This is a genomic window from Variovorax sp. J2P1-31, from assembly GCF_030317215.1.
Lineage (GTDB): Bacteria > Pseudomonadota > Gammaproteobacteria > Burkholderiales > Burkholderiaceae_C > Variovorax.
Genome location: NZ_JASZYA010000001.1, coordinates 1,885,094 through 1,911,081 on the forward strand (window position 1 = coordinate 1,885,094; position 25,988 = coordinate 1,911,081).

The window sequence follows — 25,988 nt, forward strand, 5'->3', positions numbered from 1 at the left end:
GCTCAGACGTAGCTGATCGCGACGATCTCGTAGTGCTTGAGCCCGCCGGGCGCCTGCACCTCGGCGGTGTCGCCCTCCTCCTTGCCGATCAGCGCGCGCGCGATCGGGCTGGAGATGTTGATCAGGCCCAGCTTCAGGTCGGCCTCGTCCTCGCCGACGATCTGGTACTTGACGGCTTCGCCCGTGCTCTCTTCCTCGAGCTCCACGGTGGCACCGAACACCACCTTGCCGCCGGCGTCGAGCTCGGTCGGGTCGATGATCTGCGCGGCCGACAGCTTGCCTTCGATCTCCTGGATCCGGCCTTCGATGAAGCCCTGGCGGTCCTTGGCCACTTCGTACTCGGCGTTCTCGCTCAGGTCGCCCTGGGCACGCGCCTCGGAGATGGCGTTGATCACCCAGGGACGGTCGACCGTCTTGAGGCGATGGAGTTCTTCGCGCAGTTTTTCGGCGCCGCGCTTGGTGACGGGAATGGTGCTCATGTTCTGTTGCTCCAGAAAGCGAAAACGCCGAACGCTGCCGTTCGGCGATGCATGTGGGGAGAGAGGATCAGACGAGGGTTCGTCCGGTCAGCCGGCTCAGGATCGCGAGCGGGCTTGCCTCGGGATTGTATTGCCTCGCCGCGGGCAGATGCAGCGTCTGTTCGAGCATGTACTGGCCCGACATCACGGCATGCGAGGTCTGGTCGGAGAAGCAGACCCAGACCGAGCCGGCCGGGAAAGGCACGGTCTGCTGGGGCGCGTTCTTCTGGTAGTCGAGGTCGGCCTTCATGCCGTCGTGCAGCTGCAGCATCAGGTGGTCGTACTCGCTGCGCAGCGACTTGGTCACGCGCAGCGCGCGCAGCAGCCTCGCCTGCCAGGCCGAATAGGGCTTGGCGCGCGGCAGGAAGCGCTGCGCGACGGTCTCGAAGGGCTCGCCCACGCGCCAGACGCGCGGCAGGCCCTCGGGGTTGGCGTTGGTGAACACCCGCAGGATGCGCTCGCCGTAGTTGGGCCGCGAGGGGAAGGCATCGACGTGCATGCGCTTGTCGTCGGCGCGCCAGGACTGCACGCGCGTCTCGACCTGCGCCGGCCGGTAGCTGGTGGGCGCGAGCCGCAGCGCCGGCGTGTAGTGCGGCAGCAGGCCGTGGATCAGCTGCTGCGCCTGGGCGCGGAAGCGCCCCACCATCGCCGCCGCGGCGCGCTGCACCGCCTCGTCGCCCGCGGCGCCCTTGAGGCGGCCGTCGGCGTCCAGGCTGATGTTGCGCACCTTGGGCGCCAGCAGGCTGGGCGTCAGCAGGCTGCGTTCCTCCGGCAGAAGCTCGAAGCCCAGCCGGGGGAAGTACAGCACCTTGCCGGCTTCCAGTGCCGCGATCCACGCCGCGTTGGGCGTGGCCGCGGCCCAGTCGGCCAGGTCGAGTTCGACGAGCTGCGCGTCCATGCCCGGCCTCAGGCCTGCGCCAGCTGCGCGTGCATCTCCTGCACCGAGATCACACCGAGTTCGTCCATGTGCTGCATGCCTTCGACCGCGGCTTCGGCGCCGAAGATCGTGGTGAAGGTGGTCACGCGGGCCAGCAGCGCCGAGGTGCGGATCTGGCGCGAGTCGGTGATCGCGTTGCGGCGCTCTTCGACCGTGTTGATGACCAGGGCGATCTCGTTGTTCTTGATCATGTCCACGATGTGCGGACGGCCCTCGGTCACCTTGTTGACGGTCGCGCAGGCGATGCCGGCGGCACCGATCGCGGCAGCCGTGCCCTTGGTGGCCGTCAGCTCGAAGCCCAGCTTGACCAGGCCGCGCGCCACTTCCACGGCACGCGCCTTGTCGTTGTTCTTCACCGAGATGAAGACCTTGCCCGACTTCGGCAGCAGCGTGCCGGCGCCCAGTTGCGACTTGACGAAGGCTTCGCCGAAGGTCTTGCCCACGCCCATGACTTCGCCGGTCGACTTCATCTCGGGGCCGAGGATGGTGTCCACGCCCGGGAACTTGACGAAGGGGAACACAGCCTCCTTCACGCTGAAGTACGGCGGCGTGACTTCCTTCGTGATGCCCTGCGAGGCCAGCGACTGGCCGGCCATGCAGCGTGCCGCCACCTTGGCCAGCTGGATGCCGGTGGCCTTGCTCACGTAGGGCACGGTGCGGGATGCGCGCGGGTTCACTTCGAGCACGTAGATGACGTCCTGGCCGTCCTTCTGCTGGATCGCGAACTGCACGTTCATCAGGCCGACCACGTTCAGCGCCTTGGCCATCGCGGCGCTCTGGCGCTTGAGTTCGGCGATGGTGTCGGCGTTGAGGCTGTAGGGCGGCAGCGAGCAGGCGGAGTCGCCCGAGTGCACGCCGGCCTGTTCGATGTGCTCCATCACGCCGCCGATCAGCGTGCCGCCTTCGGCGTCGCGGATGCAGTCGACGTCGCATTCGACGGCGTCGTTGAGGAAGCGGTCGAGCAGCACCGGCGAGTCGTTGCTCACCTTGACCGCTTCGCGCATGTAGCGCTCGAGGTCGCGCTGCTCGTGCACGATTTCCATCGCGCGGCCGCCGAGCACGTAGCTGGGGCGCACCACCAGCGGGTAGCCCAGGGCCGCGGCCTTCTCGAGCGCCTCGGGTTCGGTGCGCGCGGTGGCGTTAGGCGGCTGGCGCAGGCCCAGCTCGTGTAGCAGCTTCTGGAAGCGCTCGCGGTCTTCGGCCGCGTCGATCATGTCGGGCGAGGTGCCGATGATCGGCACGCCGTTGGCCTCGAGGTCGAGCGCGAGCTTCAACGGCGTCTGGCCGCCGTACTGCACGATCACGCCGAGCGGCTTTTCCTTGTCGACGATCTCGAGCACGTCTTCGAGCGTCAGCGGCTCGAAGTACAGGCGGTCGGAGGTGTCGTAGTCGGTCGAGACGGTCTCGGGATTGCAGTTGACCATGATGGTCTCGTAGCCGTCTTCGCGCATCGCGAGCGCGGCGTGCACGCAGCAGTAGTCGAACTCGATGCCCTGGCCGATGCGGTTGGGACCGCCGCCGAGCACCATGATCTTCTTCCTGTCGGTCGGCTCGGCTTCGCACTCGTCTTCATAGGTCGAGTACATGTAGGCCGTGTTGGTCGCGAACTCGGCCGCGCAGGTGTCGACGCGCTTGTAGACCGGGCGCACGCCCAGGGCGCGGCGCTTCTCGCGGATGGCGGTGTCGGTGGTCTTCAGCTGGCGCGCCAGGCGGCGGTCGGAGAAGCCCTTCTTCTTCAGCGCGAGCAGCGTGTCGCGGTCGATGTCGTCCAGCGACTTGGTTTCCAGCTCGAGCTCGATCTTCACGATCTCCTCGATCTGCACCAGGAACCACGGGTCGATCTTGGTCAGCGCGAACACTTCGTCGACGGAGAGGCCCATGGCGAAGGCATCGCCCACGTACCAGATGCGCTCGGGACCGGGCTCGCCCAGTTCCTTCTCGAGCACTTCGCGGTCCTGCGTCTTCTCGTTCAAGCCGTCGACGCCCACTTCGAGGCCGCGCAGCGCCTTCTGGAACGATTCCTGGAAGGTGCGGCCCATGGCCATCACCTCACCCACCGACTTCATCTGCGTCGTGAGGCGCGAATCGGCCTGCGGGAATTTCTCGAACGCGAAACGCGGGATCTTGGTGACCACGTAGTCGATCGAGGGCTCGAAGGACGCGGGCGTGGCGCCGCCGGTGATCTCGTTGCGCAGCTCGTCGAGCGTGTAGCCCACGGCCAGCTTGGCCGCGACCTTGGCGATCGGGAAACCGGTCGCCTTGGAGGCCAGCGCCGAGGAACGCGACACGCGCGGGTTCATCTCGATCACGACCATGCGGCCGTCCTTGGGGTTGATCGAGAACTGCACGTTCGAGCCGCCGGTGTCGACGCCGATCTCGCGCAGCACGGCCAGCGAGGCGTTGCGCAGGATCTGGTATTCCTTGTCGGACAGCGTCTGCGCGGGGGCCACGGTGATCGAGTCGCCGGTGTGCACGCCCATCGGGTCCAGGTTCTCGATCGAGCAGACGATGATGCAGTTGTCGGCGGTGTCGCGCACCACTTCCATCTCGTACTCTTTCCAGCCCAGCAGCGACTCTTCGATCAGCAGCTCGTTGGTCGGCGAGGCTTCCAGGCCGCGCTTGCAGATGGTCTCGAACTCGTCGGGGTTGTAGGCGATGCCGCCGCCGGTGCCGCCGAGCGTGAAGCTCGGACGGATCACGGTCGGGAAGCCCAGCGTCTTCTGCACCGCCCAGGCCTCGTCCATCGAGTGCGCGATGCCGGAGCGGGCCGAGCCCAGTCCGATCTTGGTCATCGCGTCCTTGAACTTCAGCCGGTCCTCGGCCTTGTCGATGGCTTCGGGCTTGGCGCCGATCAGCTCGACCTTGTACTTGTCGAGCACGCCGTTGCGCCACAGGTCCAGCGCGCAGTTGAGCGCGGTCTGGCCGCCCATGGTCGGCAGGATCGCGTCGGGCCGCTCCTTGGCGATGATCTTCTCGACCGTCTGCCAGGTGATGGGCTCGATGTAGGTGACGTCGGCCGTGGCCGGGTCGGTCATGATCGTCGCGGGATTGCTGTTGATCAGGATGACCTTGTAGCCCTCCTCGCGCAGCGCCTTGCAGGCTTGCACGCCCGAGTAGTCGAACTCGCAGGCCTGGCCGATGATGATCGGGCCGGCGCCGATGATGAGGATGCTCTTGAGATCTGTGCGCTTAGGCATTCTTGTTTCCTGCTTTGTGCTTTTCCATCAATGCCGTGAAGCGATCGAACAGGTAGCCGATGTCGTGCGGGCCGGGCGAGGCTTCGGGGTGTCCCTGGAAGCAGAAGGCCGGCTTGTCGGTGCGCGCCAGGCCCTGCAGCGTGTTGTCGAACAGGCTGATGTGCGTGGCCCGCAGGTTGGCCGGCAGCGACTTCTCGTCGACCGCGAAGCCGTGGTTCTGGCTGGTGATGCTCACGCGGCCGTTGTCGAGGTCCTTGACCGGATGGTTCGCGCCGTGGTGGCCGAACTTCATCTTGAAGGTGTTGGCACCCGAGGCCAGCGCCATGATCTGGTGCCCCAGGCAGATGCCGAAGGTCGGGATGCCGGTCTCGATCAGTTCCTTGACGGCGTCGATCGCGTAGTCGCAGGGCTCCGGGTCGCCGGGGCCGTTGGACAGGAAGATGCCGTCGGGCTTGAGCTTCAGCACGTCGGCCGCGGGCGTCTGCGCGGGCACCACGGTGATGCGTGCGCCGCGCTGGGCCAGCATGCGCAGGATGTTCTTCTTGACGCCGTAGTCGAAGGCCACCACATGGAACTTGGGCGTGATCTGCACGCCGTAGCCCGCGCCGAGCTTCCACTCGGTCTCGGTCCACTCATAGGTCTGCGTGACCGACACCACCTTGGCCAGGTCGAGGCCGGCCATGCTGGGCGCGCCCTTGGCGGCGGCAATGGCTTGGTCGATGTGCGCCTGCGTGACGGCCTCGCCGGCGGCCAGGCCGACGATGCAGCCGTTCTGCGCGCCGTGCGTGCGCAGGTGGCGCGTGAGCTTGCGGGTGTCGATGTTGGCGATGGCCACCGTCTTGCTGCGCACCAGGTAGGCGTCGAGCGTCTCGGTCTGGCGGAAATTCGAGGCCAGGAGCGGCAGGTCCTTGATGATCAGGCCAGCGGCATGGACCTTGTCGGCTTCGATGTCTTCCTCGTTGACGCCGTAGTTGCCGATGTGCGGATACGTGAGGGTCACGATCTGCTGGCAGTAGCTGGGGTCGGTCAGGATTTCCTGATAGCCGGTCATCGAGGTGTTGAACACCACTTCGCCGGCTGTGGAGCCGGTGGCTCCGATCGAATTGCCGAGAAAGACCGTGCCGTCTGCGAGCGCCAGGATGGCGGGAGGAAAAGCTCCCTTGAGAGACAAAAGCACTGGGTTCTCCGGATGGATGACGCCCAAAGCGAACCCAAGGTGCCCGACATGCAATGACATGCGATGAAGGGGCGGGCTGCGGCTTTCGTCGAAGGGTAAGCTTGTGTGCGCTGTGGGCGGGGTGTGAGCGGGAAAGCCGCTGATTATAGCCGGCGCGCTGTCACAATCCGGACAAAGCCGCGCTGGCATGCAGACAAATCGCTGCGGCGGCCGCCACATTCAGCGACTCCTCACCGCCCGGCTGGGCGATCCGGATGCGGTGCGAGGCCCGTGCCTCCAGCGCCGCCGAGACGCCCTGCCCCTCGTGCCCCAGCAACCAGGCGCAGGGATGCGGCAGTTGCGCCTTGTGCAACCAGTCACCGTGATGCGAACTCGTCGCCACCAGCGGGACCTCGAGGCCGTCGAGCATTTCGGCCTCCACGCCTTCGATCAGCCGCAGGCCGAAGTGCGCGCCCATGCCGGCGCGCAACACCTTGGGCGCCCACAGCGCGGCCGTGCCCTTGAGCGCCACGATCTGACTGAAGCCGAAGGCCGCGGCGCTGCGCAGCACCGAGCCGACGTTGCCGGCATCCTGCAGCCGGTCGAGCACCACGGTCGGCGCATCGGCCACGAGTTCGGGGCGCATCGGCAGGTGCATCACGAAACCCATGGGCGCGGGCGACTCGAGGCCGCTCACGCCGGCCAGCAGCGCGTCGGCCACGATCAGCGTGCGGTCGGCGGCATCGGTCCATTCGAACTGCGCCTGCGGCCAGAAGGATTCGGTGAAGACCGCGATGGCCGGCCGCACGCCGCGTTGGCGGGCGGCACGGCAGAGATGGTCGCCCTCGAGCCAGACCTTGCCCAGCTTGCGGTAGGCGCCGGGGTCCTGGGCGAGCTTGCGCAGCTCCTTGAGCAGCGGGTTGTCGCGCGACGTGATGTGCTCGGGTGCGGCGTGGCTCATGCGCCGATCCGATCCGGGCCGACCACGACCGCGATCTGCTGCGCGGCCATGCGTTCGAACGCCGCCGCCACGGGCGCGAAGGAACGCCGATGGTGCACGCAGGCGCCATGCAGCTGCAGGGCATCGAGATGGGCGCGCGTGCCGTAGCCTTTGTGGCCGGCAAAGCCGTAATGGGGAAATTCCAGGTCGAGCTCCCGGCACAGCCGGTCGCGGTGCACCTTGGCCAGGATCGAAGCGGCCGAGATGGCCTTGACCCGCGCATCGCCCTTGACGATGGCCTCGGCCAGCACGTCCAGCGTGGGCAGGCGATTGCCGTCGACCAGCACCTTGGCCGGCTTCAGCCGCAGGCCCTCGACCGCGCGGCGCATCGCCAGCATCGTGGCCTGCAGGATGTTGTAGGTGTCGATCTCCTCGACGCTGGCCTGCGCCACCGAGCAGCACAGCGCCCGGGCCAGGATCTGCTCGTGCAGGCGCTCGCGCTGCAGCGCGGTCAGCGTCTTGGAATCGGCCAGGCCGGGGATCGGCCGCCGGTCGTCCAGGATCACGGCCGCGGCCACGACCGGTCCGGCCAGCGGCCCGCGGCCGGCCTCGTCCACGCCGGCCATCAGGCCGGGCGCATCCCAGACCAGGGGGGCCTGTTCAGCCTTCAAGAACTTTCTCGATCGCATCGGCGCAGAGTGTCGGAGTGTCGCGCAGCAGCTCGGCGTGCAGCGCGGTGAAACGTTGTTGCAGGGCCTCGACTTTGGCCGGGTCTTCCAGCCAGCGCAAGGTGGCGGCGGCCAGTGCCTCGGGCGTCGCTGCATCCTGCAGCAGCTCGGGCACGACGAACTCGCCGCAAAGGATGTTCGGCAGGCCCACCCAGGGCTGCAGCTGCTGGCGGTGCATCAGGTGCCAGGAGACCCGGTTCATGTTGTAGGCAATCACCATCGGGCGCTTGAACAGCGCGGCTTCCAGCGTGGCCGTGCCGCTGGCGATCAGCGTGGCGTCGCAGGCCGCCAGCGCGGGATGCGACTGGCCGTTGAGCAGGGTCACGCGGCCTTCCATGCCGCTGGCCTTGAGCGCCGCCTCGACCTCGGCGCGCAGGCCGGGGATCGTGGGGCAGATGAACTGGATTCCGGGCCGTGCCTTCGCCATCAGCGCGGCGGCCGCGAAGAAGCGCGAGGCCAGGTAGCGCACCTCGGAGCGGCGGCTGCCGGGCAGCAACGCCACGACCGGCGCCGCCGGGTCGAGGCCGAGCGACGCGCGGGCCGCGGCCTGGTCGGGCTGCATCGGGATCACGTTGGCCAGCGGATGGCCGACATAGCTGGCCGCCACGCCCTGCTCCGCCAGCAAGGCCGGCTCGAAGGGGAAGATGCACAGCACATGGTCGGCGGCCGCGCGGATCTTCTCGATGCGGTCGGGCCGCCAGGCCCAGATCGAGGGGCAGACGAAATGCACGGTCTTGATGCCGCGTCCGCGCAGTCCGGCCTCGAGGTCCAGGTTGAAATCGGGCGCGTCGATGCCGATGAACAGGCCCGGCCACTCGCGCAGCAGGCGTGCCTTGAGCTGGCGGCGGATGCCGGCGATCTCGGCGTAGTGCCGCAGCACCTCGATGTAGCCGCGCACGGCCAGCTTCTCCTGCGGCCACCAGCTCTGGAAGCCGCGCGCCAGCATCTGCGGACCGCCGATGCCGACGGTCTCGACCTCGGGCCAGCGCGCCTGGAGGCCGTCCATGAGCAGGCCGGCCAGCAGATCGCCCGAAGGCTCGCCGGCGACCATCGCGAAGCGTCGCGCCGCTTTGTTGTCTGCGCTCATGCGCGGCTCAGCGGGCGATGCCGCTGACGGAGCTGCCGAGGAAGCCATCCATCAGCGCCACGTCGGCGGCCGCACCGGGCACCTGGGCGGCCAGCTCGGAGAGCGCGGAACGCGCTTCCTCCAGGGTCTTGCCCTGTCTGTAGATCAGCTTGTGCATCTCGCGGATCGCGGTGATGCGTTCGGCCGAGAAATCCCGCCGGCGCAGACCCACCAGGTTCACGCCACGCACCGCGAGCGGATTGCCGTCCACCACCATGAAGGGGGGGACGTCCTTTCCGATATGGCTCGCAAAGCCGAGCATGGCGTGCGCGCCGATGCGCATGCGCTGCAGGATGCCGGTGAGCCCGCCCACCGTGACCCAATCGCCGATCACCACATGGCCTGCCAGCGTGGCGTTGTTGGCCATGGTGATCTGGTTGCCCAGCTGGCAGTCGTGCGCGATGTGCACGTAGGCCATGATCCAGTTGTCGTCGCCGATGCGCGTGACGCCGGCATCCTGGGCCGTGCCCAGGTTGAAGGTGCAGAACTCGCGAATCCTGTTGCGGTCGCCGATCACCAGTTCGGTCGGCTCGCCGTCGTATTTCTTGTCCTGCGGCACCGCGCCGAGTGACGCGAACTGGAAGATCCGGTTGTCACGACCGATGGTCGTATGCCCTTCGATCACGCAATGCGGACCGACGCTCGTTCCGGCGCCGATGCGCACGTTCGGACCGATCACTGCATAGGGACCGATCGATACCGAGGGATCGAGTTCGGCCTTCGGATCGACGATGGCCGTCGGATGAACCTGCGTCATTGCCCGCGAGAACTTCAGTTGATCTGGCGCATCGCGCACATCAGCGTGGCTTCGCAGGCCAGCTCGCTGCCCACCAGGGCACGGCCCTTGAACTTCGAGATGCCGGCCTTCATGCGCTCGATCTCGACCTCCAGCGTGAGCTGGTCGCCCGGCTCCACCGGCCGCTTGAAGCGCGCGCCGTCGATGGCCGCGAAGTAGTAGACGGTGTTGTCGTCGGGCACGATGTCCAGCGAATGGAAGGACAGCAGCGCCGCGGCCTGCGCCATGGCTTCGAGCATCAGCACGCCCGGCATCACCGGGCGGTGCGGGAAATGGCCGTTGAAGAAGGGCTCGTTCATCGTCACGTTCTTGAGCGCCGTGATGCGCTTGCCCTTCTCCATGGCCGTCACGCGGTCCACCAGCAGGAAGGGGTAGCGGTGCGGCAGGAGCTTGAGAATCTGGTGGATGTCGAGCGTCGTCATGGTTGTTCTATCGTTCAATTTCTTTTTTCTCAAGCGCCTTGAGCCGGTCCCGCAGGCCGTGCAACTGCTTCAGCGTGGCGGCGTTCTTTTCCCAGGTGGCATTGTCGTCGATGGGAAACACGCCCGTGTAATGGCCCGGCTTGAGGATGGAGCGCGTCACCAGCGTCGCCGCCGAGATGTTCACGCCATCGCCCAGCGTCAGGTGCCCCAGCACGATGGCGCCACCGCCCACGGTGCAATGCGCGCCGATGACGGCACTGCCCGCCACCCCGACGCAGCCCGCCATCGCGGTGTGCTTGCCGATGTGCACGTTGTGGCCGATCTGTATCAGGTTGTCGAGCTTCACCCCGTCCTCGATCACCGTGTCTTCCAGCGCGCCGCGGTCGATGCAGGTGTTGGCCCCGATTTCCACGTCGTCGCCGATGCGCACCGCGCCCAGCTGCTCGATCTTGACCCAGGCGCCCTGGTGCGGCGCGAAACCGAAGCCGTCGGCCCCGATCACCACCCCCGGGTGCAGCAGGCAGCGCGCTCCCACATGGCAGCCCTCGCTCACGGTCACGCGTGACTTGAGCACCGTCTGGGCGCCGATGCGCGCACCGCGCTCGATCACGCAGAAGGCGCCGATCTGCGCGCTCGGGTCGACCTCGGCCAGCGGATCGATGACCGCGCTGGGATGGATGCGCGCCGTGTCCGCCGCGGCATGCAAGCGCTTCCACAGCTGGGTCAGCTGCGCGAAGTAGAGGTAGGGGTCGTCGGTGACGATGAAGGATCCGCGTGCCGCCGCGGACTCCCGCATGGCCGGCGACACGATGACGCATCCGGCCTGCGAAGCCGCAAGTTCCTTGCGGTACTTGGGATGGCTGAGGAAGCTCAGCGCATCGGGGCCGGCCGTCTGCAGCGGCGCCAGGCGCTCGATCACCAGCTCGGGGTCACCCTGGAGTTCGCCCCCGAGGGCGCCGACGATGGCTCCGAGCCGCAACACCACGCGCGATGCGGCCTACTTCGCGCCTGCGGCAGGCGCGGTGGCAGCAGCGTTCAGGGCCTTGATCACCTTCTCGGTGATGTCGTGCTTGGGGTTGATGTAGATGGCTTCCTGCAGGATGGCGTCGTACTTCTCCGCCTCCGCCACCTGCTTCACCACGCGGTTCGCCCGGTCGTAGACCTGTTGCAGCTCTTCGTTCTTGCGAGCGTTCAGGTCTTCCTGGAATTCGCGGCGCTTGCGCTGGAATTCGCGGTCCTGGTCGACCAGCGCCCGCTGGCGCGTGGCGCGTTGGCTTTCGGACAGGGTCGGCGCCTCGCGCTCGAACTTCTCCGAAGCCGCCTTGAGCGCCTCGCCCTGGGCACCGAGATCACGCTCGCGCTTCAGGAATTCGGCCTCGAGCTTGGCTTGCGCGGCCTTGGCAGGCTGCGCTTCGCGCAGCACGCGGTCGGGGTTCACGAAACCGATGCGAAAACCTTCCTGTACCTGCGCTTGCGCAGGTGCGGCAAACAGGGCCAGCAACGGAAGCAGGAGCGCGCCGGCTGCGCGGTACGAATGGTTCATTAAAAAGCGGTACCGATCTGGAATTGGATGGTCTGCATTCTATCCTTGTAGATGGGATGCAGCGGGTCGGACAGGTCGTCCTCCTTCTGGGAACGCACCGGCTTCGCGTAGGCGATGCGCAGGGGGCCCAGCGGCGAGATCCAGCTGATGCCCAGGCCCACCGAGGCGCGCAGCTTCTTCTGCGACGACCATTGCAGATCGCTCTGCGTGGTGCGCTCGGTGAACACGTTGCCGGCGTCGAAGAAGCCGTAGAGGCGCAGCGTGCGGTCGTTGCCGGCGCCAGGGAACGGCGTGCTCAGCTCGGCGTTGAAGATCGCCTTCTTGGTGCCGCCCAGCGCCGCCTGGGTGATGCCGTCGCGCGGGCCCAGCGAGTTCTGCTCGAAGCCGCGGATGGAACCCAGGCCGCCGGCGTAGAAGTTCTTGAAGATCGGGTAGACGTTGTCGCCCACGGCCTTGCCGTAGCCCACTTCGCCGTTGATCGCCAGCGTGTACTGCTTGCTCAGCGGGAAGTACTGCTGGTACTGGTAGCTCGACTTGATGTACTTCAGGTCGCCGCCCACGCCCCACTCCACGTTCGCGCGCTGCAGGCGGCCGCGGGTCGGCACCAGGGCGCTGTCGCGGTCGTCGCGTGCCCAGCCGATGGTCAGCGGCAGGCCCCACTTGCTGTCCTCGGCACAGCTGACGATGTTGGTCGCGCTGGTGGTGCACTGGAAGTAGTCGCGGTAGGCCTGCGGCGTGTACTGGGCGACGTTCGAACCCGGCTTGAAGTTGAAGCGCTCCAGGCCGGCGCCGAAGAAGATGGTGTCGACTTCGCTGAACGGCACACCGAACTTGATGTTGCCGCCCTCGCTGACCAGCGAGTAGTCGCCGTCGACCGTGTAGTACGGACGCGTCGTCTGATGGAACAGGCTGAAGGTGCGCGAGATGCCGTCGCTGGTGAAGTACGGGTCGGTGGCGGTCACCGAGATCGTGCGGTAGTACTTGCTGGTGTTGACCTGCAGGCCCAGGAAGTTGCCGGAGCCGAACACGTTCTCCTGCGTGATGCCGAAGGTGAACGACACCTTTTCCGCGCTCGAGAAGCCGGCGCCCAGCTGCAGCGAACCGGTGGGCTTTTCCGCCACGATGACCGTCAGGTCGACCTGGTCGGGCGAGCCGGGCACTTCCTGTGTCTCGACGTTCACGTCGGTGAAGAAGCCCAGGCGGTCGACCCGGTCGCGCGACAGCTTGATCTTGTCGCCGTCGTACCAGGACGCTTCGTACTGCCGGAACTCGCGCCGGATCACTTCGTCGCGCGTGCGGTTGTTGCCGCCGATGCTCACGCGGCGCACGTAGACGCGCCGCGAGGGCTCGGCCTTGAGCGTCAGCGTCACGCGGTTGTTCGTGCGGTCGATCTCGGGCTGCGCCTCGACGCGCGCGAAGGCGTAGCCGAAGGTGCCGAAGTAGTCGGTGAAGGCCTTGGTCGTGTCCGTCAGCTGCTCGCCGTTGTAGGGCTGGCCCGGCTTGATGGTCACCAGCGACTTGAACTCCTCTTCGCGGCCCAGGTAGTTGCCGTCGAGCTTCACGCCGGCGACCACGAACTTCTCGCCTTCGGTGATGTTCACCGTCACGGTCAGGTCCGAGCGATCGGGCGAGATCGCGACCTGCGTCGAATCGATGCGGAACTCGAGGTAGCCACGCGTGAGGTAGTAGGAGCGCAGGGTCTCCAGGTCGGCGTTGAGCTTGGCGCGCGAGTACTGGTTGGACTTGGTGTACCAGCTCAGGTAGCCGCCGCTGTCCTGGTCGAACAGGCTCAGCAGCGTGGATTCGCTGAAGGCCTTGTTGCCGACCACGCGCACTTCGCGGATGCGCGCCGGCTCGCCTTCGGTCACGGTGAAGGTCAGGTTCACGCGGTTGCGCTCGATCGGCGTGACGGTGGTCACGACCTCGGCGTTGTAGAGGCTGCGGCTCACGTACTGGCGCTTGAGCTCCTGCTCGGCGCGGTCGGTCAGGGCCTTGTCGTAGGGACGGCCGTCGGCCAGGCCCACTTCGCGCAGCGCCTTCTGCAGCGCCGCCTTGTCGAATTCCTTGGTGCCGACGAAGTCGACGTCGGCCACCGTCGGGCGCTCCTCCACGATCACCACCAGCACGTTGCCGCTGACGTCGAGCCGCACGTCCTTGAACAGGCCCAGCTCGAACAGCGCGCGGATCGTGGCCGAGCCGCGTTCGTCGCTGTAGGTGTCGCCCACGCGCAGCGGCATCGAGGCGAAGATCGTCCCCGGCTCGACGCGTTGCAGCCCCTCCACGCGGATGTCGCGCACCGTGAAGGGCTCGACAGCCCAGGCGGCGGTGGCGGCGAGCGTGCTGACGATGACCGCGGCCACGCTACGCAGACGGAAGCGACTGATTGTTTTGTTCATGTGTGAATTGGACGGCGCACGAAGGGCCGGCAGGAGTGTTAACCAAAGAGCCCGAAGAGTCGGTTGACGTCGTTGAACAATGCGATGGACATCATCACCAGCAGCAGGGCGACGCCACCGCGCTGAAACCGTTCCATCCATGCGTCGGAGACGCTTTTGCCGGTCAGGCCCTCCCAAAGATAATACATCAGGTGCCCCCCATCGAGGACCGGCAGCGGCATCAGATTGAGCACGCCCAGGCTGACGCTGATCAGCGCGAGAAACACCAGGTACTGGGTGAAGCCGAGGCTCGCGGATTTGCCCGCGTAGTCGGCGATCGTGAGCGGGCCGCTGAGGTTCTTGAGCGAGGCCTCGCCGATCAGCATCTTGCCCATCATGCGGACCGTGAGCGCCGAGACCTCCCAGGTCCGCACCACGCCGCGCCAGACGCCATCGACAGGACCCTGACGCACGGTCAGCATGGCCGGCGGCGCGCCCACGTAGGCCGCGATGCGACCGACCTTGGCCGGGCCTTCGTCGCGCACCTCGGGCGTGACTTCGAGGCTGATGTCGCGTCCGCCGCGCACCAGCTGCCAGGTCTGCGTGCGCGGCAAGCCGCCGTCGACCGAGGTCCGGATCAGCTCGCGCAGCTGCTGGCCGTCGACCACCGCGGTGGGGCCCACGGCGCGCACCAGGTCACCCTGCTGCAAGCCCGCGCGGGCGCCGGCGCCGCCGGCCACCAGCTCGCCGATCTCGGGCCGCGTCAACGGAGAGATCACGCCGATCTTGCGGAACATCTGCGCATCGGCATCCTTGGCCTCGATGCGACTGAGCGGCAGCACCACGGTGCGGGCGGCTTGCGCGCCCTGCCCCGCGATCTCCAGCGTGAGGTCGCGGCCGTCGAGGGCGCCGCGCGTCATGCGCCAGCGCAGGTCCTCGAAGGACTGCACCGGCTCCAGCGCGCCAGCGAAGCCCGCGCGCGCGATGCGCTCGCCACCACGCAATCCGGCCTGCTCGGCCAGCGAAGCGGCCACCGGCCGGCCCAGCACCGCCTCGGGCTCCTGGACCCCGATCCAGTTGACCGCGGTGTAGAGCAACGCGGCCAGCAGCAGGTTGGCGATGGGGCCGGCGGCCACGATGGCCACGCGCGAACGCAGCGGCTGCGTGTTGAAGGCCAGGTGCCGCTCTTCGGGGGCCACCGGCGCTTCGCGCTCGTCGAGCATCTTGACGTAGCCGCCCAGCGGAAAGGCGCCGATGACGAATTCCGTGTCCTGTTCCGGCCGCTGCTTGCGCGGCTTCCAGCGGTAGAGCGAATGGCCGAAGCCGACCGAGAAACGCAGCACCTTGACGCCGCAGGCCACGGCCACGCGGTAGTGCCCGTACTCATGCACGGCGATCAGCACGCCGAGTGCAACGATGAAGGCAAGAACAGTGAGCATCGAGGAACTCCCTGAGGGAATGGCAAGAAGGAAGCGTCAGCCGGCGAAGCGACGCACCGCTGCCTGGGCCACCGAACGCGCCTCGGCATCGAGCGCGAGCAAGTCGTCCAGCGACGCAGGCTTCGAGGGGCGCAAGGCCGCCAAAGTTTCCGTGTTGACCGCATGAATGCGGTCGAAGCGCAGGCGGCGGTCGAGAAAGGCCTCGACCGCGACCTCGTTCGCCGCGTTCAGCACGGCGGTGGTGCCGGGCGCCGCGCGCAGCGCATGCCAGGCCAGCGCCAGTCCCGGGAACAGCGCCGCATCCGGCACTTCGAAGGTCATGGCCGCCATCTGGCGGAAGTCCAGCCGCGCGGCACCGCTCTCGATGCGCTCGGGCCACGACAGGCCGACCGCGATCGGCACCCGCATGTCCGGCGTGCCGAGCTGCGCGATCACCGAGCCGTCGGTGAACTGCACCATCGAATGGATCACGCTCTGCGGATGGATCACCACCTCGATCTGCTCGGGCGTCACGTCGAACAGGTAGCGCGCCTCGATCACCTCGAGCGCCTTGTTCATCATGGTGGCCGAGTCGACCGAGATCTTGCGCCCCATGCTCCAGTTGGGATGGGCGCAAGCCTGCTCGGGCGTGACGTCCTGCAGCGTGCCGGCCTCGCGGGTGCGGAACGGGCCGCCCGAGGCCGTGAGGATGATCTTCTCGATGCGCCGCGGCCAGGTGGCCGGGTCTTCGGGCAGCGACTGGAAAATCGCCGAATGCTCGCTGTCCACGGGCAGCAACCGGGCACCGCCATCGCGCACCGCCTGCAGGAACAGCTCGCCGCCGACGACCAGCGCTTCCTTGTTGGCGAGCATGAGCCGCTTGCCGGCCCGCGCCGCCGCGAGGCACGGGCCCAGGCCCGCCGCGCCCACGATGGCCGCCATCACGCTGTCGACATCGGCGTGCGAGGCGATGCGCTCGAGCGCGTCGGCGTCCGTCAGCACCTCGGTCTTCAGCCCGTTCGCCTGCAGGCGCTCGGCCAGTTGGCGCGCGTGCGTGGGGCTGGCCATGACCGCGAAGCGCGGCTGGAAGCGCGCGCACTGCGCGAGCATGTCCTCGACCTTGGTGGCCGCCGACAGCGCGAAGACCTCGAATTGTTCAGGATGCCGCGCGATGACATCGAGCGTGCTCACGCCGACCGACCCGGTCGAGCCCAGCACCGTGACGCGCTGGCGCTGCATCAGGACCACAACGACGCCAGCATCATGGCGATCGGCAGCGTGGGCAGCAGCGCGTCGATGCGATCGAGCACGCCGCCATGGCCGGGCAGCAGGTTGCTGCTGTCCTTGGCGCCGGCGCTGCGCTTCACCAGCGACTCGACCAGGTCACCGACCACGCTCATCGCGGCCAGGAACACGGCCCCCAGCAACAGCATCCATGCACCGCGCAGGGCCAGGCGGCTGTAGAGGCTCGGCACCTCCGCCTGCAGCGATGCGTCGGCCCAGACCCAGGCCAGGGCCAGCACCAGGACGCCGATCATGCCGCCCCACACCCCTTCCCAGCTCTTGCCGGGACTGATGGAGGGCGCCAGCTTGTTGCGCGTGAAGCGCAGCCCGAAAGCGCGGCCGGCGAAATAGGCGAACACGTCCGCCACCCAGACCAGGACCAGCAGCGACAGCAGGAAATTGATGCCCCAGAGGCGCGCCTGCACCGCCGCGAGCCAGGCCACCCACAGGGCCAGCAGGCCGCCGAGCAGTCGCACGGCACGCGGAATGCGCGGCCAGCCCGGCACCGCGCCGTAGAGCAGCGCCGCGCCGCCCAGCACCCAGGCCGCGCTCGCGACCAGCCAGACGCCCAGCAGGCGCTGCTCGAGCAGGCCCAGCCACCACGACAGCGCGCACAGCACGACCATCTCGAGGCCCAGGAAGACCGAGGTGCGCGGGCCGTAGCCGTTGAGACGGCCCCACTCCCAGGCCGCGGCGCCGATCATCACCAGCATCACGCAGGCGAAGGGCACGTGCGACGGGTAGAACATCGCCGGCAGCAGGATGGCCAGCAGGACCAGCGCCGTGAGAATGCGTTGCTTGAGCATCAGGCGGTTTGCCGCTCGTGCAGCCCTGCGTTCAGTTGGGCCGAGGTCTTGCCGAAGCGGCGCTCGCGGGTCTGGAAAACGCCGATGGCTTCGTCGAGCGCGGCCTCGTCGAATTCGGGCCACAGCTTGTCGCTGAAGAACAGCTCGGCATAGGCGCTCTGCCACAGCAGGAAATTCGACAGCCGCTGCTCGCCGCCGGTGCGGATGAAGAGATCGGGGTCGGGCACGTGGGCCAGCGCCATCGCGCGGTCCAGGCTCGCCTCGGTCAGGGGTTCGCCGCGCAGCGCCAATTGGGCCGCGGCGCGCGCGATGTCCCAGCGGCCGCCGTAGTTGAAGCAGATGTTGAGCACCATCCGGGTGTTGAGCGCCGTCGAGGCCTCGGCCTGCACCAGGCTCGCCACCATCTTCTCGGACAGGCCGCCGCGCTCGCCCACGAAATGCAGCTGCACGCCGTCGGCGCGCAGCTTCGGCACCTCGCGGCCCAGCGCACCGACCATCAGCTCCATCAGGCCGGTCACCTCTTCGACCGGACGGTTCCAGTTCTCGGAGGAGAAGGCGAAGACGGTCAGCACGCCCACGCCGCGGTCGACGCAGGCCTTGACGCAACGCCGCAATGACTCGACGCCCTGCTTGTGTCCCGCCACGCGCGGCAGGAAGCGTCGCGTCGCCCAACGGCCATTGCCATCCATCACGATGGCAATGTGGTGCGGCACCCCGGTGGGCTTGCTGCTCATCAGACCGCCATGATCTCGGCTTCCTTCGCCGCGATCAGCCGATCGATTTCGGCGATGTGCCGGTCGGTGACCTTCTGGATCTCGGCTTCCGCGCGCTTCTGGTCGTCTTCGGAAGCCAGCTTGTCCTTGACCAGCTTCTTGACCGCTTCGTTCGCGTCGCGGCGCAGGTTGCGCGTGGCGATCTTGGCGCTCTCGCCTTCATTGCGGACCAGCTTGGTCATTTCCTTGCGGCGCTCTTCGCTCATGGCGGGCAGCGGCACGCGGATCAGGTCGCCCATCGAGGCGGGGTTCAGGCCCAGGTCGCTTTCGCGGATGGCCTTCTCGATCTTGGCGCCCATGCCCTTTTCCCAGGGCTGGACGCTGATGGTGCGGGAATCGAGCACCGACACGTTCGCCACCTGGCTCAGCGGCACTTGCGAGCCGTAGTAGTCGACGTGGATCGAATCGAGCAGCGCCGAGTTGGCGCGGCCGGTGCGGATCTTGGTGAGGTTGTTCTGGAACGCAGCGATCGACTGGTTCATCTTCGCGTCGGTCGCGCTGCGAATGTCTGCAATGGTCATTTCTTTGCTCCTCAGGCGTGCACCAAGGTGCCTTCGTCCTCACCCATGACGACGCGCTTGAGCGCGCCGTTCTTGAAGATCGAGAACACCTTGATCGGCAGCTTCTGGTCGCGGCACAGCGCAAAGGCCGTGGCGTCCATGATGCCGAGATTCTTTCCGATGGCCTCGTCGAAGGTCAACGAGGCATAACGCGTCGCGTCGGGCACCAGCTTCGGGTCGGCGGTGTAGACGCCGTCGACCTTGGTCGCCTTGAGCACCAGCTCGGCGCCGATCTCCGCACCGCGCAGCGCGGCGGCCGTGTCGGTGGTGAAGAAGGGATTGCCGGTACCGGCCGCGAAGATCACGACCTTGCCCTCTTCGAGGTACTGCAAGGCCTTGGGGCGGACATAGGGCTCGACCACCTGCTCGATGGCGATGGCCGACATCACGCGGGCGATCAGGCCCTGCTTGTCCATCGCGTCGGCCAGCGCCAACGCGTTCATGACGGTCGCCAGCATGCCCATGTAGTCGGCCGTGGCGCGGTCCATTCCGACCGAGCCGCCGGCGACGCCGCGGAAGATGTTGCCGCCGCCGATCACCACCGCCACTTCGACGCCCATGTTCACGACTTCGGCGATCTCGCCGACCATGCGCACGATGGTCGCGCGGTTGATGCCGAAGGCGTCGTCGCCCATCAGCGCCTCACCCGACAGCTTCAGCAAGATGCGCTTGTGGGCTGGGCGGGCGTTGGTCATGGGCGTTTTCCTTTGGGTTGGCGGGGGCGAGTTTAATCAGATCGTGAGGCACCGCGGAACCGGTTCGCCGGCCCGCTGGTGCGGCCCCCGTGAGGGGGTCGACACGCGCGCCACGAAATGCGCGCGTGCCGTGGGGCGCCAGCTTAGGCGGCAGCCTTGGCCGCAGCCACTTGCGCGGCGACTTCGGCCGCGAAGTCGTCGACCTTCTTCTCGATGCCTTCACCGACCACATAGAGCGTGAAGCCCTTGATGGAGGTGTTGACGGCCTTGAGCATGGCTTCGACGGTCTGCTTGTCGTTCTTCACGAAAGGCTGGTTGTGCAGCGAGACTTCCTTGAGGTACTTCTGCACGCCGCCTTCGATGCGCTTGGCGACGATGTCGGCCGGCTGGGGCTTCTTGCCTTCGGCTTCGGCCGTCTTGCGGTCTTCCTCGGCCTTGCCGGCGGCGACTGCGCGCTCTTTTTCGATCAGGTCGGCAGGCACGTCCGACGCCTGGATGGCGACCGGCTTCATCGCGGCGATGTGCATCGCGACGTCCTTGGCGGCAGCGTCGTCGCCGTCGAACTCGACCATCACGCCGATGCGGGTGCCATGCAGGTACGACGCCAGCTTGCCGTTGCCACCGAAACGCTTGAAGCGGCGGAAGCTCATGTTCTCGCCGATCTTGCCGATCAGGCCCTTGCGCACGTCTTCGAGCGTGGGGCCGAAGCCGTCCTGCTCGTAGGCCAGCGCGCCCAGTGCCGCGATGTCGGCCGGGTTGTTCTTCGCGACCAGCATGGCGGCCGCGTTGGCCAGGGCCAGGAAGCTGTCGTTCTTGGTGACGAAGTCGGTTTCGCAGTTGATCTCGATCATGCCGCCGGCTTCGCCGTCGACGAAGGCCGTGACCACGCCTTCGGCGGTGATGCGGCCCGATGCCTTGCCGGCCTTGTTGCCGAGCTTGATGCGCAGCAGCTCTTCAGCCTTTTCCATGTTGCCTTCGGCTTCGGTCAAAGCCTTCTTGCATTCCATCATGGGCGCGTCGGTCTTCGCGCGCAGTTCGCCGACCATGCTTGCGGTGATAGCAGCCATTATTCGTTCTCCGTATTCAAAAAATCAGATCAAAAAAAGGGGCCACAAAGCCCCTTCTTCAAGGCTCGCGAAGACCGCGATCAGGCGGACGCGCCTTCTTCGACTTCCACGAACTCGTCGCTGCCGCCTTCGGCCACGGCCTTGACGACGTCGTTGGCGGCGTTGTTGCGGCCTTCGAGGATCGCGTCGGCGATGCCGCGTGCGTACAGCGTCACGGCCTTCGACGAGTCGTCGTTGCCCGGGATCACGTAGTCGATGCCTTCAGGCGAGTGGTTCGAGTCGACCACGCCGATCAGCGGGATGCCCAGCTTCTTGGCTTCGGCGACGGCGATCTTGTGGAAGCCCACGTCGATCACGAAGATGGCGTCGGGCAGCGCGGTCATGTCCTGGATGCCGCCGATGTCCTTCTCGAGCTTGGCGATCTCACGCGAGAACGTCAGCTGTTCCTTCTTGCTCAGGCTGTCGAGGCCGGCTTCCTGCTGGGCCTTCATGTCCTTCAGACGCTTGATCGAGGTCTTGACGGTCTTGAAGTTGGTCAGCATGCCGCCGAGCCAGCGGGTGTCGACATAGGGCACGCCGGCGCGTTGCGCTTCGGCCGCGACGATTTCACGGGCCTGGCGCTTGGTGCCGACCATCAGGATCGTGCCGCGGTTGGCCGTGAGCTGCTTGGCGTACTTCATCGCGTCCTGGAACATCGGGAGCGACTTTTCCAGGTTGATGATGTGGATCTTGTTGCGATGGCCGAAGATGAACGGTGCCATCTTGGGGTTCCAGAAACGGGTTTGGTGACCGAAATGGACACCGGCTTCCAGCATTTCGCGCATGGTCGTCGACATAGGAATAACTCCAAAGGTTGGGTCTAAAATCCAGCCCGTTTTGCGGCCTCTGCGAACAACTTTTCACGAGGGCACGCAACACCTTGATGGGCTGGTTTGCGAATGTGTCCCGCTCTCTCGGAAACCTTGGAAATACAGGGAAATCCCCGAGAGCGAAACCCAAAGAGTATAGCACGCAGCCACCCTCCTCTCCCCCCTGAGCCTCTCCTTTCCGAACCCACCATGCGCCCCGACCTGCACGACACCCGACTCGCCTTTCAGGCCGGCACCACCGACGCACGCACCGAAATGGAGCACGCGATCGCCATCGCGCAGCAGCCCTCGAACACGCACACCTTCACGCGCACGCTGTTCGACGCGGCGCGTCAGGAGGCCGCCGCGGCCCTGCCCTCGCAGCCGCTGGCCGGCCTGTCCTTTTCGGTCAAGGACCTGTTCGACGTCGCCGGGCAGGCCACCCCCGCCGGCTCGGTGGTGCTGGGCCATGCCCCTGCCGCCCGGGCCGACGCGGTCGCGGTCGCTCGCCTGCGGGCCGCGGGCGGCGCGCTGATCGGCCGCACCAACATGAGCGAGTTCGCCTTCTCCGGCGTGGGCGTCAACCCGCACCACGGCACGCCGGCCAACGCCAGCGATGCCGTGACGCCGCGCGTCCCGGGCGGCTCCTCGTCGGGTGCCGCGGTGTCGGTGGCCACGGGCGCCGCCTTCATCGGCCTGGGTTCGGACACCGGCGGCTCGATCCGCATCCCGGCCGCGCTCAACGGCATCGTCGGCTTCAAGAGCACCGCCCGCCTCGTGCCCGCCACCGGCGCGCTGCCGTTGTCGACCACGCTCGATACCGTCTGCGCCATGACGCGCTCGGTGCGCGACGCGGTGCTCGCGCACGAGGTGCTGGCCGCGCGCCGCGTCACGCCCGACACCCGCGCGCTGGCCGGCTACCGGCTCGCGGTGGTCAAGGACCTCTTCCTCGAAGGCATGGAGCCGGCCGTCGCGCGCGCCTTCGAACGCGCCCTGATCGCCTTGCGCGCGGCCGGCGCGCACATCGACGAGATCGCCCTGCCGGCACTGGCCGAGCTGCCGTCCATCAACGCCACCGGCGGCTTCTCCGCCGCCGAGTCCTATGCCTGGCACCGCCTGCTGCTCGAGCGCAGCGGCGCCGGCTACGACCCGCGCGTGGCGCAACGCATCCTCAAGGGCGCCGGGATGAAGGCGCACGAGTACATCGACCTGCTGCACGCGCGCCGCGACTGGATCGCCCGCATGGAGGCCGCGCTGGCCGGCTTCGACGCGCTGCTGTCGCCCACCGTGCCGATCCTCGCGCCGCCGCTGGCCAGCGTCGCCCCGGGCGAGGCGCGCGATGCCGAGTTCTTCCGCGTCAACGGCCTGCTGCTGCGCAACCCCTCGGTGGTCAACATGCTGGATGGCTGCGCGATCTCCATTCCCTGCCAGGCCGCGGGCGAGGCGCCGGTCGGCCTGATGCTGTGGCACGCCGCGCTGCACGACGACGCGGTGCTCGCGATCGCCGCCCACGCGGAGCGCGCGCTGCAACAATAGGGCCCTCGCTCTTTCCTGCGCGCGCCGCCTCCCGCGGGGCCGCGGGGACATGGCCGACTCCATCCCCCAACAAAGAATTCATGAAAATCGCGATCGTGGGCGCCGGCATCATCGGCGTCACCACCGCCTGGGAACTGGCCAGCGACGGGCACGAGGTGTCCGTTTTCGAGCGCCGCGGCGCCGCGGCCGAGGAATCGAGCTTCGCCAATGCGGGCCTGGTCGCCCCCGGCCACATCACGCCCTGGGCCGCGCCGGGCCTGCGCTTCAAGGTGCTGCGCGCGCTGCTGTCGAACCCGGGCGAGCTCAAGCTGCGCTGGCCGCTGAAGGGCCGCGACCTGCGCTGGCTGGCGCAATGGCAGCGCGCCAGCCGTCTCGAGACCGAGCTGGCCAACCGGGCGCGCCTGCAGCGGCTGGCCTTCTACAGCAGGACGCGCCTGCACCAGATCACCGAGGCGCGCGAACTCGGCTATGAACGCAACCAAGGCTGCCTGGTGCTGCTGCGCTCGCGCCGCGACCAGAAGCAGGTCCAGCCGGGGCTCGAATGGCTGCGCGCGGCCGGCAGCGCGTTCCGCGAGGTCGACGCCGACGAGGCCCGGCGCATCGAGCCGGCGCTGAGCACCGACACCGACCTGGCCGGCGCCATCCACCTGCCCGACGACGAGGTCGCGAACTGCCGCCAGTTCGCGCTGCTGCTCAAGCGCGAAGCCGAATCGCTGGGCGCGCGCTTCCATTTCAATTGCGACATCGCGCCGCTCTCGCGGGCCGCGCCGCGCTCGCTGGCGCTGTCGGCCGGCTCCGACGCCATTCCCTTCGATGCGGTGGTGGTGTGCGCGGGCGTGGCCTCGGCCGCGCTGCTGCGACCGCTGGGCCTGCGCATTCCGCTCGCGCCGGTCTACGGCCATTCGGTCAGCGCCAACATGCGCGAGCCGCTCAATGCGCCACGCAGTGCCGTGGTGGACGAGCGCTACAAGGTGTCGATCACGCGCATGGGCCTGCGCGTGCGCGTGGCCGGCAGCGCCGAGCTCGGCGGCTCGCTCGACACCATGAACCCGGCCGCGCTGCAGACGCTCTACAAGGTGCTGCACGACTGGTTCCCCGGCGCCGCCACGCTGCAGGCCGGCATCCAGCAATGGAAAGGCGCGCGCCCGATGCTGCCCGACGGGCCGCCGGTGATCGGGCCCAGCGGCGTACCGGGCGTCTGGCTCAACCTGGGCCACGGCGCGAGCGGCTGGGCCCTGTCGTGCGGCAGCGCGCGCGTGCTGGCCGACCGGATCGGCGGGCGCGATGCGGGCATCGACCTCGAAGGCCTGGGCGTCGAACGGCTCAGTCTCTAGGATTCCAGCGGCGCAGCTGCTCGGGCGTGGCCGGCTTTTCGACCGGCAGTTCCGGCGGCCGCAGGCGCTGCACGACCCCTCCGAGCAGCGCGGGCACGATCCACACGAAGCACAAAAGACACAGCGCGTAGCCGGCCATCACCAGCCAGCGCAGCACGAGCGAGGTCTCGTCCAGCGGCACCTCGAGCCAGCGGATCACGCCGATGCCGTAGCCCGCGCCTGCCGCCCAGGCGAGGTCGCGCAGGCGCAGCCACCGGCGCCATTCCGCGAGCAGGAAGCTGCCCCACACCATGGCCAGCAGGCCGGCGGCCCAGCCCAGGGCCGTCATCCACGCCAGGGTCGCGAGCACGAGCACGGCCAGCCCCGCGAACAACAGCAGCACCACCCAGCCAAGGCTCTTGAGCATCATCCGCCGATGATAGGCAGGCGGCGCACCGGCGGCCCCGGGCGGCACAATGGATCGATGCAACGCATCACCTCCGCCACCGCCGCCGGGCTGTTCGACATCGCCGCCACGCGCCGCATCGAACAGGCGGCGGCAAGCGCCCTGCCCGCCCACACGCTGATGCAGCGCGCGGGCCTCGCGGTGGCACGGCTCGCGATGGCCCTCGCGCCCCATGCGCGCACGGTCTGGGTGGCCTGCGGACCGGGCAACAACGGCGGCGACGGCTTCGAGGCCGCGGCGCAACTGCGGCGCCGGGGCTTCTCGCCGGTCGTCACCTTCGCGGGCGACGAAGGCCGACTGCCGCCCGATGCGCGTGCATCGCTGCAGCGCGCGCGCGATGCGGGCGTGCTCTTGGCACCGCAACCGCCCGTGGCCTGCGAACTGGCCATCGATGCGCTGCTCGGCATCGGCGCCTCGCGGGCGCCCGAAGGCGCGATGGCCGACTGGCTGCGGCAGATGCATGCGGGCGGCCAGCCGGTGCTCGCCATCGACGTGCCGTCCGGGCTGGACGCGGACACGGGCGTCCTGTCCTGGACCGGCACGCCGGCGTCATCGGTCCGCGCCTGCCTGAGTTTCCTCACCCTCAAACCCGGCCTCTTCACCGCACAGGGACGCGATGCCGCGGGCACGGTCTGGTTCGACGACCTGGGCTGCAGCGACCACACCGAGCGGCCAATCTCGCGCCTGGCCGGCGCGCCCGCAACCGGCGCGCGGGCGCATGCATCGCACAAGGGAAGCTATGGCGACGTCGCGGTGATCGGCGGCGCGCCGGGCATGGCGGGTGCCGCCCTGCTGGCCGGCTCGGCGGCGCTGCATGCGGGCGCGGGCCGGGTGTTCGTGGGCCTGCTCGACCCGGGCGCCGCGGCGGTCGACGGCACACAGCCCGAGCTGATGCTGCGCGACGCCCATGCGCTGGACGTGTCCGGCATGGCGGTGGTCTGCGGTTGCGGCGGCGGAACGGCCGTGCGCGCGTGGCTGCCGCGCGTGATGGCGAGCGCCGCGGCGCTGGTGCTCGACGCCGATGCGCTCAATGCCGTCGCCGCCGACGGCGACCTGCAGCAACAGCTGGCGGCGCGCGCCACGCGCGCACAAGCAACCGTGATCACGCCGCATCCGCTCGAGGCGGCCCGGCTGCTGGGCTGCACGGCCGGCGCCATCCAGGCCGACCGGCTGGCGGCCGCGCGCGCGCTGGCCGCACGCTTTCAGGTGGTGGCGGTCCTCAAGGGTTCCGGCACCGTGACGGCCGATGCGGCCGACGGGCCCGTGGTCATCAACCTCACGGGCGATGCCCGGCTGGCCACGGCCGGCACCGGCGACGTGCTGGCCGGCATGATCGGCGCCGCGCTGGCCGCCCGGCAGCCGGCCTTCGACGCCGCGCACGAAGCGGTCTGGCGGCACGGCCGCATCGCCGACACCTGGCCGGCCGATGCGGCGCCGCTCACGGCGGGCGCGCTGGCCCGCCGCGCGCCCGCCTGAGCCTTCTT

24 protein-coding genes are annotated in these 25,988 nt (G+C 68.2%); 3 read left to right on the forward strand and 21 right to left on the reverse strand.

All coding sequences use genetic code 11. The features are described 5' to 3' along the window. Window positions 1-2: 2 nt before the first annotated feature. From greA to rpsB, 20 genes are all read right to left on the reverse strand, one after another. Window positions 3-479 carry a transcription elongation factor GreA gene (gene greA / locus QTI20_RS08725; RefSeq protein WP_183023618.1) on the reverse strand — a complete coding sequence of 159 codons (477 nt, stop codon included), beginning with the start codon at window positions 477-479 and terminating at the stop codon, window positions 3-5. 67 nt (window positions 480-546) lie between these two features. Then, a complete protein-coding gene (gene kdoO, locus QTI20_RS08730) occupies window positions 547-1,416 on the reverse strand; it encodes a Kdo hydroxylase KdoO (RefSeq protein ID WP_183023617.1) in 870 nt (289 codons plus the stop codon). A gap of 8 nt (window positions 1,417-1,424) precedes the next feature. Next, window positions 1,425-4,652: a carbamoyl-phosphate synthase large subunit gene (carB, locus tag QTI20_RS08735; protein WP_286548424.1), complete on the reverse strand. Its 3,228-nt coding sequence runs from the start codon at window positions 4,650-4,652 to the stop codon at window positions 1,425-1,427. Next, window positions 4,645-5,829, reverse strand: a complete 1,185-nt coding sequence (carA, locus tag QTI20_RS08740; RefSeq protein ID WP_286548422.1) for a glutamine-hydrolyzing carbamoyl-phosphate synthase small subunit — start codon at window positions 5,827-5,829, stop codon at window positions 4,645-4,647. The genes carB and carA overlap by 8 nt, the downstream gene beginning before the upstream one ends. Before the next feature lie 160 nt (window positions 5,830-5,989). Next, complete coding sequence (locus QTI20_RS08745) at window positions 5,990-6,769, reverse strand: TrmH family RNA methyltransferase (protein WP_286548420.1); 780 nt, start codon at window positions 6,767-6,769, stop codon at window positions 5,990-5,992. Beyond that, entirely contained in the window at window positions 6,766-7,437 is a 672-nt protein-coding gene (rnhB, locus tag QTI20_RS08750; protein WP_286548418.1) for a ribonuclease HII, read from the reverse strand. Before rnhB ends, QTI20_RS08745 begins: the two co-directional genes overlap by 4 nt. Then, complete coding sequence (gene lpxB, locus QTI20_RS08755) at window positions 7,409-8,563, reverse strand: lipid-A-disaccharide synthase (protein ID WP_286548416.1); 1,155 nt, start codon at window positions 8,561-8,563, stop codon at window positions 7,409-7,411. The genes rnhB and lpxB overlap by 29 nt, the downstream gene beginning before the upstream one ends. A gap of 7 nt (window positions 8,564-8,570) precedes the next feature. Further along, a complete protein-coding gene (gene lpxA, locus QTI20_RS08760) occupies window positions 8,571-9,359 on the reverse strand; it encodes an acyl-ACP--UDP-N-acetylglucosamine O-acyltransferase (RefSeq protein WP_286550960.1) in 789 nt (262 codons plus the stop codon). Window positions 9,360-9,373: 14 nt separating this feature from the next. Then, a complete protein-coding gene (gene fabZ, locus QTI20_RS08765) occupies window positions 9,374-9,820 on the reverse strand; it encodes a 3-hydroxyacyl-ACP dehydratase FabZ (protein ID WP_183023611.1) in 447 nt (148 codons plus the stop codon). Between the two features lie 7 nt (window positions 9,821-9,827). Further along, entirely contained in the window at window positions 9,828-10,805 is a 978-nt protein-coding gene (gene lpxD, locus QTI20_RS08770) for a UDP-3-O-(3-hydroxymyristoyl)glucosamine N-acyltransferase (protein WP_286548415.1), read from the reverse strand. 12 nt (window positions 10,806-10,817) lie between these two features. Beyond that, window positions 10,818-11,363 (reverse strand): OmpH/Skp family outer membrane protein, encoded by a 546-nt coding sequence (locus QTI20_RS08775; protein ID WP_183023609.1) that lies wholly within the window; start codon window positions 11,361-11,363, stop codon window positions 10,818-10,820. After that, window positions 11,363-13,759, reverse strand: a complete 2,397-nt coding sequence (gene bamA, locus QTI20_RS08780; protein ID WP_286548413.1) for an outer membrane protein assembly factor BamA — start codon at window positions 13,757-13,759, stop codon at window positions 11,363-11,365. Before bamA ends, QTI20_RS08775 begins: the two co-directional genes overlap by 1 nt. A gap of 38 nt (window positions 13,760-13,797) precedes the next feature. Continuing rightward, window positions 13,798-15,177, reverse strand: a complete 1,380-nt coding sequence (gene rseP, locus QTI20_RS08785; protein WP_286548412.1) for an RIP metalloprotease RseP — start codon at window positions 15,175-15,177, stop codon at window positions 13,798-13,800. Window positions 15,178-15,213: 36 nt separating this feature from the next. Further along, window positions 15,214-16,395, reverse strand: coding sequence for a 1-deoxy-D-xylulose-5-phosphate reductoisomerase (gene ispC / locus QTI20_RS08790; RefSeq protein WP_286548411.1), 1,182 nt, complete (start codon window positions 16,393-16,395; stop codon window positions 15,214-15,216). Further along, a complete protein-coding gene (locus tag QTI20_RS08795) occupies window positions 16,395-17,246 on the reverse strand; it encodes a phosphatidate cytidylyltransferase (RefSeq protein WP_286548410.1) in 852 nt (283 codons plus the stop codon). Before QTI20_RS08795 ends, ispC begins: the two co-directional genes overlap by 1 nt. Continuing rightward, complete coding sequence (uppS, locus tag QTI20_RS08800; RefSeq protein WP_183023604.1) at window positions 17,246-17,980, reverse strand: polyprenyl diphosphate synthase; 735 nt, start codon at window positions 17,978-17,980, stop codon at window positions 17,246-17,248. Before uppS ends, QTI20_RS08795 begins: the two co-directional genes overlap by 1 nt. Beyond that, on the reverse strand, window positions 17,980-18,540 hold the full coding sequence (frr, locus tag QTI20_RS08805) for a ribosome recycling factor (RefSeq protein ID WP_286548409.1): 561 nt from the start codon (window positions 18,538-18,540) through the stop codon (window positions 17,980-17,982). Before frr ends, uppS begins: the two co-directional genes overlap by 1 nt. Before the next feature lie 11 nt (window positions 18,541-18,551). Continuing rightward, the gene (gene pyrH / locus QTI20_RS08810) at window positions 18,552-19,274 is read right to left on the reverse strand and encodes a UMP kinase (RefSeq protein ID WP_286548407.1); all 723 of its coding nucleotides are present in this window, start codon (window positions 19,272-19,274) and stop codon (window positions 18,552-18,554) included. Window positions 19,275-19,417: 143 nt separating this feature from the next. After that, window positions 19,418-20,341, reverse strand: a complete 924-nt coding sequence (gene tsf / locus QTI20_RS08815; RefSeq protein WP_183023601.1) for a translation elongation factor Ts — start codon at window positions 20,339-20,341, stop codon at window positions 19,418-19,420. A gap of 80 nt (window positions 20,342-20,421) precedes the next feature. After that, entirely contained in the window at window positions 20,422-21,177 is a 756-nt protein-coding gene (gene rpsB, locus QTI20_RS08820; RefSeq protein WP_286548405.1) for a 30S ribosomal protein S2, read from the reverse strand. Window positions 21,178-21,399: 222 nt separating this feature from the next. Between rpsB and QTI20_RS08825 the strand changes: the two genes are divergently transcribed. Both QTI20_RS08825 and QTI20_RS08830 read left to right on the forward strand, forming a co-directional pair. Continuing rightward, window positions 21,400-22,725 (forward strand): amidase, encoded by a 1,326-nt coding sequence (locus QTI20_RS08825; protein ID WP_286548404.1) that lies wholly within the window; start codon window positions 21,400-21,402, stop codon window positions 22,723-22,725. A gap of 80 nt (window positions 22,726-22,805) precedes the next feature. Then, the gene (locus tag QTI20_RS08830) at window positions 22,806-24,059 is read left to right on the forward strand and encodes a D-amino acid dehydrogenase (RefSeq protein ID WP_286548402.1); all 1,254 of its coding nucleotides are present in this window, start codon (window positions 22,806-22,808) and stop codon (window positions 24,057-24,059) included. Here QTI20_RS08830 and QTI20_RS08835 read toward each other — a convergent pair. Further along, window positions 24,049-24,468 (reverse strand): hypothetical protein, encoded by a 420-nt coding sequence (locus tag QTI20_RS08835; protein ID WP_286574177.1) that lies wholly within the window; start codon window positions 24,466-24,468, stop codon window positions 24,049-24,051. The genes QTI20_RS08830 and QTI20_RS08835 overlap by 11 nt on opposite strands. A gap of 54 nt (window positions 24,469-24,522) precedes the next feature. Between QTI20_RS08835 and QTI20_RS08840 the strand changes: the two genes are divergently transcribed. Then, on the forward strand, window positions 24,523-25,980 hold the full coding sequence (locus tag QTI20_RS08840) for an NAD(P)H-hydrate dehydratase (protein WP_286548398.1): 1,458 nt from the start codon (window positions 24,523-24,525) through the stop codon (window positions 25,978-25,980). Window positions 25,981-25,988: the final 8 nt, after the last annotated feature.